This window comes from Halomonas sp. ML-15 (assembly GCF_014779595.1).
In the GTDB taxonomy this organism is placed as follows: Bacteria; Pseudomonadota; Gammaproteobacteria; order Pseudomonadales; family Halomonadaceae; genus Franzmannia.
Genome location: NZ_JACXZT010000002.1, coordinates 314,053 through 326,281 on the forward strand (window position 1 = coordinate 314,053; position 12,229 = coordinate 326,281).

13 protein-coding genes are annotated in these 12,229 nt (G+C 65.4%); 10 read left to right on the forward strand and 3 right to left on the reverse strand.

Annotated features, from left to right (window positions below):
* Positions 1–81 precede the first annotated feature (81 nt).
* The 5 genes from phaR to coq7 all read left to right on the forward strand — a co-directional run bounded on the left by phaR (position 82) and on the right by coq7 (position 4,068).
* A complete protein-coding gene (phaR, locus tag IEI94_RS03105; RefSeq protein WP_191165455.1) occupies positions 82–537 on the forward strand; it encodes a polyhydroxyalkanoate synthesis repressor PhaR in 456 nt (151 codons plus the stop codon).
* 91 nt (positions 538–628) lie between these two features.
* The gene (gene purD / locus IEI94_RS03110; protein WP_191165457.1) at positions 629–1,915 is read left to right on the forward strand and encodes a phosphoribosylamine--glycine ligase; all 1,287 of its coding nucleotides are present in this window, start codon (positions 629–631) and stop codon (positions 1,913–1,915) included.
* A 126-nt stretch (positions 1,916–2,041) separates the two neighbouring features.
* Positions 2,042–2,914: a phosphoribulokinase gene (locus tag IEI94_RS03115; RefSeq protein WP_089658760.1), complete on the forward strand. Its 873-nt coding sequence runs from the start codon at positions 2,042–2,044 to the stop codon at positions 2,912–2,914.
* Between the two features lie 24 nt (positions 2,915–2,938).
* Positions 2,939–3,280 carry a histidine triad nucleotide-binding protein gene (locus IEI94_RS03120; protein WP_191165459.1) on the forward strand — a complete coding sequence of 114 codons (342 nt, stop codon included), beginning with the start codon at positions 2,939–2,941 and terminating at the stop codon, positions 3,278–3,280.
* A 146-nt stretch (positions 3,281–3,426) separates the two neighbouring features.
* Positions 3,427–4,068: a 2-polyprenyl-3-methyl-6-methoxy-1,4-benzoquinone monooxygenase gene (gene coq7, locus IEI94_RS03125; RefSeq protein ID WP_191165461.1), complete on the forward strand. Its 642-nt coding sequence runs from the start codon at positions 3,427–3,429 to the stop codon at positions 4,066–4,068.
* Positions 4,069–4,083: 15 nt separating this feature from the next.
* Here the strand turns inward: coq7 and IEI94_RS03130 are convergent, their stop codons facing one another.
* Genes IEI94_RS03130 through IEI94_RS03140 form a run of 3 tightly spaced genes read right to left on the reverse strand, consistent with a single transcriptional unit; the run spans position 4,084 to position 6,211 of the window.
* On the reverse strand, positions 4,084–4,503 hold the full coding sequence (locus IEI94_RS03130; RefSeq protein ID WP_191165463.1) for an OsmC family protein: 420 nt from the start codon (positions 4,501–4,503) through the stop codon (positions 4,084–4,086).
* A 20-nt stretch (positions 4,504–4,523) separates the two neighbouring features.
* Entirely contained in the window at positions 4,524–5,201 is a 678-nt protein-coding gene (gene murU / locus IEI94_RS03135; protein WP_191165465.1) for an N-acetylmuramate alpha-1-phosphate uridylyltransferase MurU, read from the reverse strand.
* Positions 5,198–6,211, reverse strand: coding sequence for an aminoglycoside phosphotransferase family protein (locus IEI94_RS03140; protein ID WP_191165467.1), 1,014 nt, complete (start codon positions 6,209–6,211; stop codon positions 5,198–5,200). The genes murU and IEI94_RS03140 overlap by 4 nt, the downstream gene beginning before the upstream one ends.
* Positions 6,212–6,387: 176 nt before the next feature.
* Between IEI94_RS03140 and IEI94_RS03145 the strand changes: the two genes are divergently transcribed.
* The 5 genes from IEI94_RS03145 to apaG all read left to right on the forward strand — a co-directional run bounded on the left by IEI94_RS03145 (position 6,388) and on the right by apaG (position 12,208).
* Entirely contained in the window at positions 6,388–8,820 is a 2,433-nt protein-coding gene (locus IEI94_RS03145; RefSeq protein WP_191165469.1) for an LPS-assembly protein LptD, read from the forward strand.
* A 103-nt stretch (positions 8,821–8,923) separates the two neighbouring features.
* On the forward strand, positions 8,924–9,910 hold the full coding sequence (locus tag IEI94_RS03150) for a peptidylprolyl isomerase (RefSeq protein ID WP_191165471.1): 987 nt from the start codon (positions 8,924–8,926) through the stop codon (positions 9,908–9,910).
* A 2-nt stretch (positions 9,911–9,912) separates the two neighbouring features.
* Positions 9,913–10,947 carry a 4-hydroxythreonine-4-phosphate dehydrogenase PdxA gene (pdxA, locus tag IEI94_RS03155; protein ID WP_191165473.1) on the forward strand — a complete coding sequence of 345 codons (1,035 nt, stop codon included), beginning with the start codon at positions 9,913–9,915 and terminating at the stop codon, positions 10,945–10,947.
* A gap of 68 nt (positions 10,948–11,015) precedes the next feature.
* Positions 11,016–11,822 carry a 16S rRNA (adenine(1518)-N(6)/adenine(1519)-N(6))-dimethyltransferase RsmA gene (gene rsmA / locus IEI94_RS03160; RefSeq protein WP_191165475.1) on the forward strand — a complete coding sequence of 269 codons (807 nt, stop codon included), beginning with the start codon at positions 11,016–11,018 and terminating at the stop codon, positions 11,820–11,822.
* Positions 11,819–12,208 (forward strand): Co2+/Mg2+ efflux protein ApaG, encoded by a 390-nt coding sequence (gene apaG, locus IEI94_RS03165; protein WP_191165476.1) that lies wholly within the window; start codon positions 11,819–11,821, stop codon positions 12,206–12,208. The genes rsmA and apaG overlap by 4 nt, the downstream gene beginning before the upstream one ends.
* The last annotated feature ends 21 nt before the right edge of the window (positions 12,209–12,229 follow it).

The window sequence follows — 12,229 nt, forward strand, 5'->3', positions numbered from 1 at the left end:
ACCCCAGCGGGGACGAGTTTCGTTTGCATGACCGGCCAGCCGGTGCACAATACCCTCAACAATGGATAAAGGAGCAGCGCCGTGCGCGTGATTCGCAAGTATGCCAACCGCCGTCTCTACGATACCGAGCAGAGTCGCTATGTGACCCTCGAGGATCTGCGCGGGCTGATTCTCGAGGAGCAGCCGTTCCGCGTCGAAGACGCCAAGAGCGGCGAGGATCTGACGCGTACCATCCTGCTCTCGATCATCATCGAGCAGGAGCAGGCCGACGGTGAGTCGGAGGTATTCTCCAACGACCTGCTGGAGCAGTTGATCCGGGTCTATGCCATGTCCCAGCCGCTGCCGCTGGCGCGCTATCTGGAGCAGGGCACGCGCTTGATGATGGAGCAGCAGCAGCGCATGCAGGATCAGTGGCAGCAGGCCATGCGCCACTCGCCGATGGAGCTGATGCGCGAGCTGGCCGAGGAGAACATGCGCTTCTGGCAGCAGACCATCAACCAGGGACAGCAGCAGCAGCGCAAGGACGACGAGGAGTGATGGCGGCCGACAGCCTGCCGGCCTTTCTGGCATACTATCGGCCCGAAATCTTTCCCATCCTGCGTATCAATCTGTCGAGCAAGGTCTGTAGATGAAGGTTCTGATCATCGGCGGCGGTGGCCGCGAACATGCCCTGGCCTGGAAGGTCGCCCAGTCTCCCGCCGTAGAGCGGGTCTTCGTGGCGCCGGGCAATGCCGGTACCGCCCTCGAGCCCAAGCTCGAGAATATTGCGGTGGCGGCCAACGATCTGGCCGGGCTCGAGGCCTTCGCCAGCGAGCAAGGCGTCGAGCTGACCATCGTCGGCCCCGAGGCGCCGCTGGTCGAGGGCGTGGTGGACCGCTTCCAGGCTGCCGGGCTGACCATCTTCGGCCCCAGCCAGGCAGCCGCCCAGCTCGAGGGCTCGAAGTCGTTCACCAAGGATTTCCTGGCGCGCCATGCGATCCCCTCCGCCGAGTACGCCACCTTCACCGAGATTGCCCCGGCGTTGGACTATCTGGCCGAGAAAGGCGCGCCGATCGTCGTCAAGGCCGACGGCCTGGCGGCCGGCAAGGGGGTGATCGTGGCCATGAGCGAGGCCGAGGCCGAAGCGGCGATCCGCGACATGCTCGAGGCCAACGCCTTCGGCGACGCCGGGGCGCGGGTGGTCATCGAGGAGTTTCTCGACGGTGAGGAAGCCAGCTTTATCGTCATGGTCGACGGCAAGCACGTGCTGCCGATGGCTACCAGTCAGGACCACAAGCGCGCCTATGACGGCGACACGGGCCCTAACACCGGTGGCATGGGCGCCTATTCGCCGGCGCCGGTGGTGACCCCGGCGGTCTACCAGAGGATCATGGCGCAGGTCATCCAGCCCACCGTCGAGGGCATGGCCGCCGAAGGCCATCCCTATGTGGGCTTTCTGTATGCCGGCCTGATGATCGATGCCGAGGGCAACCCCAAGGTGATCGAGTACAACTGCCGCTTCGGCGACCCCGAGACTCAGCCTATAATGCTGCGTCTGCAGTCCGACCTGGCCGAGCTGTGCCTGGCGGCGACCCGCGGTGAGCTCGACGCGGCGAACTGCGAGTGGGATCCCCGCGCCGCGGTGGGTGTGGTACTGGCCGCCGAGGGCTACCCGGGTGACTACCGCAAGGGCGGTGTGATCGAGGGTCTGGAGGCCGCCGCGGAGACCGGCTGCAAGGTCTTCCATGCCGGCACCGCGAGCGATGCCGAGGGGCGCGTGGTGACCAGCGGTGGACGGGTGCTGTGCGTTACGGCACTGGGTGACAGCGTCTCCCACGCGCGCGACCTGGCCTACCGCGGCGCCGCGGCGATCGACTGGCCCGGGGTGCTGCTGCGTCGTGATATCGCCTATCGGGCGATTGCCCGCGAGGCGTGATGAGCGCCATCCTTAGGTTGTCTGCCGTCGGCCCGTCCATTGCCGCTTACAACAACAATCGGAGAGACCCATGATACCCATCGCTATCCGGCGCCGTTGCTGTCACTCCATCGTGGGGCGCGACTGATGTCCCGCGAGTACCCGGTAATCGCGGTGACCGGCTCGTCGGGCGCCGGCACCACCACGGTGCGGCGTACCTTCGAGCGCATGTTCGCCCGTGAGGACGTGCATGCCGCCTTCGTCGACGGCGACGCCTTCCATCGCTATACCCGCGATGAGCTGGCGCGGATGTTCCGTGAGGAGCCCGAGCGCACCGATGAGCTGTCGCATTTCGCCGTCGAGGCCAACCTGCTCGATCGCCTCGAGGCGCTGCTGCAGGAGTATGGCGAGCAGGGCACCGGCACCTACCGGCACTATATTCACGCCGAAGACAAGCGCATGATCGAAGGCGGTCACCAGATCGGTACCTTTACCGACTGGCAACCGCTGCCCTGCGGCACCGATCTGCTGTTCTACGAAGGGCTGCACGGCGGCCTGGTCACCGCCGATCTGGATATCGCCCGTCACGTCGACCTGCTGGTCGGGGTGGCGCCGACCATGAACCTGGAGTGGATCCAGAAGATTGATCGCGACACCAAGCTGCGCGGCTACTCCCAGGAGGCGGTGATCGACACCATTCTGGGTCGCATGCACGACTACGTGCGCTATATTCAGCCGCAGTTCTCCCGCACTCATATCAACTTCCAGCGCGTGCCCACCGTGGACACCTCCAACCCCTTCGAGGTGCAGGATATTCCCACCGACGCCGAGTCGTTCGTGGTGATTCGTTTCCGCGACCCTTCGGCGGTGGACTTTCCCTATCTGTTGGCGATGATCCAGGATGCCTTCATGAGCCGTCCACACACCCTGGTCGTGCCCGGCTCGCGGATGCCGCTGGCGATGGAGCTGATCCTGGCTCCGCTGGTGCGCCATCTGCTCGCCCAGCGGCGCTTTCGTTGACCGCATCACCCGTGAGGAGTCGTCATGTCTACGCTGTTCAGCAAGATCATCGATCGTGAAGTGCCCGCCGACATCGTCTATGAAGACGACCAGGTGCTGGCCTTTCACGACATCAATCCCCAGGCCCCGACGCATATCCTGATCATCCCCAAGAAGCCGATCGCTACCCTCAACGACCTCACCGAGGAGGATCAGGCCCTGGTAGGGCGGTTGCCGCTGGTCGCTGCCCAACTGGCCAAGCAGCTGGGCTTCGCCGACGAGGGCTATCGGGTAGTGATGAACTGCAATGAAAATGGTGGCCAGACGGTCTACCATATACATATGCACCTGATGGGCGGTCGCCGCTTCACTTGGCCGGCTGGCTAGCTGGCGCTCTGCGGACTCCGCGCACCTAACAAGCGCCGCGACGCATCGGTGCATACCCTTTCCGTACTAACAGCGCAGTAACGGACGGTCGCTCCTCTCGGGGCGGCCGTCTGCTGCGCGCATCCTTTGTGCCAGGAGGCGCCGCCATGTCACGCCAACTCTCCTCCACCGACCAGTGGATCGGCCAGTTCGATAGCGTGCTGCGTACGCTGTTGCCAAATGCCGCCCAGGCGTCGCGACCGTCACCGGCCGACGACCTGCCAGAGGCGACGTTCAGTGAGGCCGAGCGAGAGCACACGGTGGGGTTGATGCGTATCAATCACACCGGTGAGGTGTGTGCCCAGGCGCTTTATCAGGGCCAGGGGCTGACCGCCAAGCTGCCCGATACGCGAGAGCAGATGGAGCGCGCGGCCCAGGAGGAGATCGACCATCTGGCCTGGTGCGCCGCACGCCTGGAGGAGCTCGATGGCCGCACCAGCCTGCTCAATCCGCTGTTCTATGCCGCCTCGTTCGGGCTCGGTGCGGTGGCCGGTGCGGTGGGCGATCGGGTCAGCCTGGGATTCGTGGCTGCCACCGAGGAGCAGGTCGGCAAGCACCTCGATCAGCACCTGCAGGAGCTGCCGCCCGCCGATAGTCGTTCACGGGCAGTGCTCGAGCAGATGCGCGAAGATGAAGCGCATCATGAGCGCTGGGCACTGGAGGCCGGCGGTGCGCGCTTCCCGCTGCCGGTCAAGCTGGGCATGCGGCTGGTCTCCAAGGTGATGACCCAGAGCGTCTATCGTCTGTAGCGCTCGGCGCTCTCCTTACTCCTCGAGAATGGTGTAGGCGTGGCTGATCTCGACGCCGCCTTGGGCGAGCATGATCGAGGCGCTGCAGTATTTCTCGGCGGACAGTGACACCGCGCGCTCTACCTGCTTCTCCTTGAGCCCTCGGCCGGTGACGGTGAAATGCACGTGGATCTTGGTGAACACGCTGGGCACGCTGTCGGCGCGTTCGGCCTCGATGGTCGCCACGCAGTCGCTGACCGGAGCGCGGGACTTCTCGAGGATCTCCAACACGTCGAAGGAGGTGCAGGCGCCGAGGCCCATCAGCAGCATTTCCATCGGGCGTGGGCCGGTGTTACGGCCGCCATGATCCGGCGGGCCGTCGATGACCACACTGTGGCCGCTGCCGGATTCGGCAACGAACTGGCGACCGTCGGTCCATTTGACACTGGCTTTCATGTGGCGAGTCCTTTGGTGATTTATTGAGCGGCGGGCGATTGCCGCAGGTAAGTATCCAGCGCGTCTAGCCGTGCCGGTGTGCCGACATCGACCCAGGCGCCGCGGTGATGCTGCCCGCTGACCTGACCGGCATCCATGGCGCGCTTGAGCAGCGGCGCCAGGGCAAAGGCGCCCGGCGGCTGGTCGGCGACCAGCGCCGGATCGATCAGACTCAAACCGGCAAAGGTCAGACGCGGCGTGCCATCGACGTGAACGGCGCCGGCATCGTCGAGATGAAAATCGCCGGCCGGATGGTGGTCGGGGTTGTCGACCAGCCATAGATGCGCCAGGGCGCCCTTCAGCGCTGGCAGGGCGCTGAGCTCGGCATCACACCAGATATCGCCATTGACCAGCAAGAACGGCGCCGTGCCGAGCAGCGGTAGCGCCTGGCGGATGCCGCCACCGGTCTCCAGCGGCGTCTCTTCCCGGCTCCAGGCGATGCGTACGCCGTAGTCGCTGCCATCGCCCAGCGCCTGGATGATCTGTTCGCCGCGGTAGCTGACGTTGATCACGATATCATCGATGCCCGCCGCCGCCAGCCGCGTCAGGTGGTGGGCGATCAGCGGTTTGCCGGCCACTGGCAGCAGCGGTTTGGGGCAGTGGTCGGTGAGCGGACGCATGCGAGTGCCGAACCCGGCGGCGAGGATCATCGCTTTCATTGGCCGCTAACCTCGACGCCGCGGGTCTGCAGTGCGCTATGCAGCGCCGGGGCGAACTGCTGCTGCAGCCACTCGTGGATATCGGCAAACTCGACGTGGGGTGCAAGGCTGTCTTCGAGATGGGCGAGAAAGTGCGGCAGGCGTGCCAGGTATCCCTGCTTGCCGTCGCGCTGCGCCAGGCGGCAGAAGATCCCCAATACCTTGAGGCTGCGCTGGGCGGCCATGGCGTCGACGCGCAGACGGAACGGCTCGGCACCGTCGTCCCTGGACAGGCGTCCATCGGCCAGGGCGCGCCGCTGAAAGGCTTCGCAGCGCTGGCCGAAGTCTGCCAGGTCGAAGCGCCGGTAGCGGCCGCGCAGTAGCGAGATCAGGTCGTAGCTGAGGGGGCCTGCCACGGCATCCTGAAAGTCGATCAGATAGAGGCGGTCGCGATGGAGCATCAGGTTCATGGCATCGTAGTCGCGATGCACCGCTACCCGCGGCAGGGCCAGCGCCAGGTCGATCAGCCGCTGCCGCCAGGCTGACCACTGCGGCGGCGGGGCAAGACCGACCACCCGCGCCAGACACCACGCCGGGAACAGATCGAGTTCGCGGCCGAGCAGGGCGGCATCGTAGGCCGGCAGGCCCTCCAGCGGCGCTTGGGTCTGGAGCCGATCGAGGAGCGCTTCGGCATCGTCATAGGCGGCGTCGCTCAGGCAGTCGTTGAGCGGGGTGTCGCCAAGGTCCTCGAGCTCGAGGAAGCCCTGCTCGAGATCGGCGGCGTGAATCTGGGGCACCGGCAGATTGGCATGGCGCCACTGCTGGGCGATGCGCACGAAGGGCGCGCTGTCCTCTTGTTCGGGTGGCGCATCCATCACGATGCGCGTAGCGCCGTCGGGTAGGGTCAGGCGATAGTAGCGGCGAAAGCTCGCATCGCCTGCTGCCAGCCTTAGATCAATGCTGTCGACCGCAAGGCCGTGGCGAGTCGCGCTCCAGTGGGCCAGGGCAGTGAGGCGCGGCGAGTGGGGCATGAAGACTCCTGGTCGAATGGGCTGGGGGGCCGCCGTACAGGCGTCAGCGGTTGACGGGCCGCGGGAGCCACCGCATGCTGAGCCAGACGCCACCGGCGACGAGCGCTATCTGTAGGACGACAGCCGTAATGCGCTCTGTATAATACCGATTTCACTCGCCAAGGACATCGAGAAACATGGGCAAGCGACTCTTCTGGACTGCCCTTGTCGGGCTTGCCAGCGGCTCCGGCCTGCTGGTACTGACGGCACAGGCGGCGCCACCGGATCCACTTCCGGGCGAGCGTCTCGATTGGCAGCCATGGGGGGAGCAGGCGCCGGCCGATGCGCTGTGCCGGGGGCGCTATGTGATGCCCGACTACCGCATACAGGCGGCCCCGGCCCCGGAACAGGTGCGCTCGGAGTCTGACGATGCCCACTACGGCGAAGACGGCGAGACGATTCTCGGCGGCGAGGTAGTACTGCGTCGTGGCGAGAGCCAGCTCGAATCGCCGCGGGTGCGCGTCAACGCCGAGCGCGACCGAGCCTTTGCTTCGGGACCGGTAACGCTGCGCGACCGGGGGCTGCTGCTGCGTGGCGATGCTGCCGAGCTCTCGCTGGTAGACGATCAGGCGCAGGTCGACGTTGCTCACTACGTGTTGCACGACCAGCATCTGCGTGGCGGTGCCCAGCGTCTCGACCGCCTAGAGGATGGTCGTTATCAAATGACCGAGGCCAGTTTCACCACCTGCGATCCCGGCGACAACCTGTGGCAGTTAGTCGGTAACGACGTGGTGCTCGACGAAGAGAGCGGTTTCGGCACCGCGCGTCATGCGCGGCTCGAGGTGGCCGATGTGCCGGTGTTCTACTGGCCCTGGGTACGCTTTCCCATCGATGACCGCCGCCAGAGCGGCTTTTTATGGCCTACCCTGGGGATCTCCAGCAACTCACTGGACTACGCCCAACCCTACTATTTCAATCTGGCGCCCAACTACGATGCTACCTTGACCCCGCGCTGGATCACCGACCGTGGCCTGTTGCTGGGCGGTGAATTCCGCTATCTCTTCGAGAGCGACGAGGGCCAGATCGAAGGGGCTTATCTGGCCGATGATCAGGGCGGCTCGGCGCGCGACCCCGAGAATCCCAGCCGTCGTTTCGAGGGTGAGGACCGCTGGTATATCGATTACCAGCACCAGGGGCGTTTTTCTCCTCAGCTGCGCTACCAGCTACGCTATGGCGGCGCCAGCGATGGGCGTTATTTCGAAGACTTCGGCGGTGATTTCGGCGAACAGGAGACCGAGAATATGCCGCGTCTGGCGCAGCTCGCCTATCGTGGCAGCCTCTGGCAGCTCGAGGCGCGTGCCCAGGGTTTTCAGAAGCTGGAAGATCCGCTGCGCGACCGCGACAAGCCCTTCTATCGGTTACCCAGCCTGACCGCCAATGCGACCTGGCGGCAGGAGAGTGGGCTTTATCAGCAGTGGCGCTCCAACGCGACCTACTTCTGGCGCGATGTCGATGAAACCATAGTGCCGTTGCGCGAGTCGGCCACCGGTGGGCGGGTCCATCTCTCGCCGGCACTGGGTTGGCGCGGCGATACCAGTTGGGGATTTTTCGAACCGCGGGTGGAGATGCTGCATACCGCCTATGAGGTCGATTATGGCGATCGTCAGACCGACCGCGATACCAGCCTGACCCGCACCGTGCCGGTAACCTCCGTGGACGCCGGTCTGATCTTCGAGCGTGAGCTGGACGTGCGCGGCAGCGGCTATCGCCAGACTCTGGAACCGCGCCTCAACTATGCTTATGTGCCGGCGCGTGATCAGAGCGATTTCCCGGACTTCGATACCAACGAGCGGGCCTTTTCCTGGAACCAGCTGTGGTCGCCGCATCGCTTCTCAGGGGCGGATCGTGTCGGCGATCTCAACCGTCTCTCCTATGGCGTCAGCACCCGCTTTCTTACCGATGACAGCGGCCGCGAGCGCTTCTCGCTGGGGGTGGGGCAAGCGACCTACTTCGATGACCGCACCATCGACATGAACGGCGACCCGGACACCCTGCCTCCCGAGTCGAACTTCGAACGGCGCTATAATGCGGTTCGTGACCGCTCGCCGGTAGTCACCCGGCTGGACTGGCAAGTGACCGATCGCTGGAGTGCCGGCTATGAGCTGCTTTACGATGAGCAGCGCCGCCTGACCGAACGCAACTCGGTGGATCTGCGCTATCGTGATCCGCGCGGCCATGTGTTGAACCTTGGCTATCGCTGGGAACTCGAAGGCTTCGATCCCTCGCTGGATGAGGAGGATCGGCTCGACTACAACCGTGAGGAGTACGACGTCTCCGGCGCCTATCGGGTCAGCCCGCGGCTGGACGTCATCGGCCGTTTCACGTATGACCACACCAACAGCCGCTCTCTAGAGCAGTTGGCCGGGGTGCAGTGGAACGATTGCTGCTACGGCCTGCAGCTGGTATGGCGCGAATGGGTCGACGACAATGATACGGCGAGAATCGACGATGATTTTACCGATCGCGGCATCTTCCTGCGTTTTGTGTTCAAGGGCCTGGGCGGCGTGGGGCGTGACGCGGACAGCTACTTCGAAGAGGCGATCCCCGGCTATCGTGCCACCCAGTTCTAATATCCGGCCGTTGCCAGGGTAATGGCGGCTACATACATCGCGTCCTGAGCGCTGAGCGGGACGCCGAGCAGAGAGTCAATTGATGAGAGTAGAAGAGGTAGCTATGCGCAGTCGACAACACTCCCTGCGGCTCGCGATGGCGAGTTGGCTGGTCCTGGCCATCGGCCTGCTGCTGTCGCCGAGCGTCTTGGCGCAGTCGATTCAGCCGCTCGATCGCATCGTCGCGGTGGTCAACCAGGGCGCGATCATGGCCAGCGAGCTCGAGCAGCGTGTGGAGCAGGCGCGTAGTCAGCTCACCGGGCGCGGGATCGATTCGCCCCCGGACCAGGCGCTGCGGCGCCAGGTGCTCGAGCAGATGATCAACGAAGAGATCCAGCTGCAGATGGCGAGGAGTGCCAACTTGAGCGTCGATGATACCGAGCTCAACCGCGCAGTGCGCTCGATCGCCGAGAGCAACAACATGACCCTCGACCAGTTTGCCGATGCAGTGGAAGCCGATGGCCTGACGCTGGCGTCGGTGCGCGAGGAGGTGCGCCGCGAGCTGATCATGCGCGAGCTGCAGCAGCGCCAGGTAGGCAGCCGAGTCAACGTCAGCGAGCGCGAGGTGGATCGCTACCTCGATCAGCAGGGCGCTAGCGAGGGTGCACGCTACCGGCTAGCCCATATTCTGGTGGCGTTGCCGCAGTCGCCGACCAGCGATCAGGTCAACGAGGCGCAGCAGAAGATTCAGCGTCTGCTTGGTGAGCTGCAGGATGGCGCCGACTTCGCCCAGCTGGCCGCCGCCGAGTCCGACGGTGGCCAGGCCCTCGACGGTGGCGAGATCGGCTGGCGCGAGGCCGGCGAAGTCCCCAGCGTATTCGCCGATGCGGTCCCTCAGTTGGAAGTGGGCGACGTCAGCCAGCCGCTGCGCAGCCCCAGCGGCTTCCATATCGTCAAGCTGCTTGACCGCGAGCAGAGCGGCCAGTCGGCCAGCGGCCAGGATCAGCGCGACCAGGCGCGACAGGCGCTGTTCCAGCGCAAGGCCAATGACGAGTTGGATATCTGGCTGCAGGAGATTCGCGCCGACGCCTTTGTCGAGGTAAGGCTGTAAGCATGCTCCCGCTGGTGATAAGCGCCGGTGAGCCGGCGGGGATCGGGCCCGACCTGATCCTGCAGCTGGCCGCCGAGGGCGCCCAGGTCGAGCGGCCTTGGCTGGCGATTGGCGACCCCGAACTGTTCCGTCAGCGTGCGCTGCAGCTGGGTGTTGAGGTCGAGGTTGTCGCTCTCACCGATAGCGAGGCCCCGGAGATGGCGCCGGGCCGGCTATCGGTGTGGCCGGTGGTTCTCCAGGTGCCCTGCGAGGCCGGTCGGCTGTCGGTGGCCAATGCTGGCTACGTGCTGGCCTGCCTCGATCTGGCGATTGCCGCCTGTCGCGATGGCCGCGCCGCGGCCATGGTGACTGCCCCGCTGCACAAGGGGGTGATCATCGAGGCGGGATGGACCCGTTTTACCGGCCATACCGAGTATCTGCGCGATGCTTGCGGCGTCGACGAGGTGGTGATGATGCTGGCCACCGACGATGCCCTGCACGCCCGAGCGCCTGGCTGGCAGGGTGGCTGCGGGCTGCGGGTGGCGCTGGCCACTACCCATCTGCCGCTGCGTGACGTGGCCGATGCCATTACCGCGGCCTCGCTTGGCCGGGTGCTGCGGATTCTCGACCACGACCTGCGGCGTGATTTCGGCATTGCCCGGCCGCACATCGCGGTGTGCGGACTCAACCCCCACGCCGGTGAGGATGGACACCTGGGGCGCGAAGAGATCGAGGTGATCACGCCGACCCTCGATACCCTGCGCGGCGAGGGCTTGAGCCTGGATGGCCCGCTGCCCGCCGATACGCTGTTCACGCCGCGCCATCTCGATGGCGTCGATGCGGTGCTGGCCATGTATCATGATCAGGGCTTGGCGGTACTCAAGTACGCTGGCTTCGGCCGCGGCGCCAATATCACCCTGGGCTTGCCGATCGTGCGCACCTCGGTGGATCACGGTACCGCGCTTGACCTCGCCGGCAGCGGTCGCGCCGACGCCGGCAGCCTGGCGGTAGCGCTCAATATGGCCGCCGAGATGGCCGCCGCGCGCGCCAGCGCCTGACACACGTTTTTCGCTAGACCCATGGAGACATTTGTACAATGTCTCCCCATCAAAGGATGCTAACCCGCATGCCCCCTCGCCCTCCCGTACACCGGGCCCGCAAGCGCTTCGGCCAGAACTTTCTGCGCGACCCGGGCATCATCTCGCGCATCGTACGCGCCATCGCCCCCAGAGAGGGCGATCGCCTGGTCGAGATCGGCCCCGGCCAGGGCGCCCTGACCGAGCCGCTGCTGGAGGCTGCCGATGGGCGTCTCGAGGTCATCGAGCTGGACCGCGACCTGATTCCCGGGCTGCGCGTGCAGTTCTTCAACTATCCGCAGTTCACGATCCACGAAGGCGATGCGCTGAAATTCGACTTCGCTGCGCTCAAGGCCGACGGCCCGCCGCTGCGGGTCGTGGGCAATCTGCCCTACAACATCTCCACCCCGCTGATCGTGCACCTGCTCGAGCAGCGCGAGGCGATTGCCGACATGCACTTCATGCTGCAGAAGGAAGTGGTCGAGCGGCTCGCTGCGTCCCCCGGCGGCCCCGACTGGGGGCGGCTGTCGGTGATGGCCCAGTACCGCTGTCGGGTCGACTCGCTGTTCACGGTGCCGCCGGAGGCCTTTGTGCCTCGCCCCAAGGTCGACTCGGCCATCGTGCGGCTGACGCCCCACGCCGAGTTGCCGCATCCGGCGCGGGATGAGCGCCTGCTGTTCGAGGTGGTACGCGAGGCCTTCGGTCAGCGCCGCAAGACCCTGCGCAACAATCTCAAGGGGCGCATCGCCGCCGAGACGCTGACGACCCTGGAGATCGACCCGGCGCGCCGGCCACAGACGCTGCAGCTCGAAGAGTTCGTGCGCATCGCCAATCACCTGGCGGAGGTCTCAGCATGAGCCCCAAAGCGCTGCCCGAAGGCGTGCACGTCGACGTCGAACCGCTCTATCGCGAGGATGAGTCCTCCCCCGATGAGCAGCGTTTCGTGTTCAGCTACACCATCACCGTACACAACCACTCGCCGACCAGCGTGCAGCTGCTGGCCCGCTACTGGAAGATCACCCAGGGCAGCGGCAAGGTGCAGGAAGTGCGCGGCAAGGGTGTGGTCGGCAAGCAGCCGATGATCGGGCCGGGCCAGACCTTCCGCTACACCAGCCGGGCGATTCTCGACGGTCCGGTGGGTGTGATGGAGGGCACCTATACCTGCGTGGATACCAATGCTCAGCGCGCCTTTGATGTCGCCATTGCCCCCTTCCGTCTGGCTGGACCCAATCAGGTACACTGAATGCTGGGTGCCGCCGCTGGC

Bases quoted from the DNA above. Each gene is read 5' to 3' on its own strand.
- purD (WP_191165457.1), top strand. From the start codon at position 629: ATGAAGGTTCTGATCATCGGCGGCGGTGGCCGCGAACATGCCCTGGCC.
- IEI94_RS03115 (WP_089658760.1), top strand. From the start codon at position 2,042: ATGTCCCGCGAGTACCCGGTAATCGCGGTGACCGGCTCGTCGGGCGCC.
- IEI94_RS03120 (WP_191165459.1), top strand. From the start codon at position 2,939: ATGTCTACGCTGTTCAGCAAGATCATCGATCGTGAAGTGCCCGCCGAC.
- coq7 (WP_191165461.1), top strand. From the start codon at position 3,427: ATGTCACGCCAACTCTCCTCCACCGACCAGTGGATCGGCCAGTTCGAT.
- IEI94_RS03130 (WP_191165463.1), bottom strand. From the start codon at position 4,503: ATGAAAGCCAGTGTCAAATGGACCGACGGTCGCCAGTTCGTTGCCGAA.
- murU (WP_191165465.1), bottom strand. From the start codon at position 5,201: ATGAAAGCGATGATCCTCGCCGCCGGGTTCGGCACTCGCATGCGTCCG.
- IEI94_RS03140 (WP_191165467.1), bottom strand. From the start codon at position 6,211: ATGCCCCACTCGCCGCGCCTCACTGCCCTGGCCCACTGGAGCGCGACT.
- IEI94_RS03145 (WP_191165469.1), top strand. From the start codon at position 6,388: ATGGGCAAGCGACTCTTCTGGACTGCCCTTGTCGGGCTTGCCAGCGGC.
- IEI94_RS03150 (WP_191165471.1), top strand. From the start codon at position 8,924: ATGCGCAGTCGACAACACTCCCTGCGGCTCGCGATGGCGAGTTGGCTG.
- pdxA (WP_191165473.1), top strand. From the start codon at position 9,913: ATGCTCCCGCTGGTGATAAGCGCCGGTGAGCCGGCGGGGATCGGGCCC.
- rsmA (WP_191165475.1), top strand. From the start codon at position 11,016: ATGCCCCCTCGCCCTCCCGTACACCGGGCCCGCAAGCGCTTCGGCCAG.
- apaG (WP_191165476.1), top strand. From the start codon at position 11,819: ATGAGCCCCAAAGCGCTGCCCGAAGGCGTGCACGTCGACGTCGAACCG.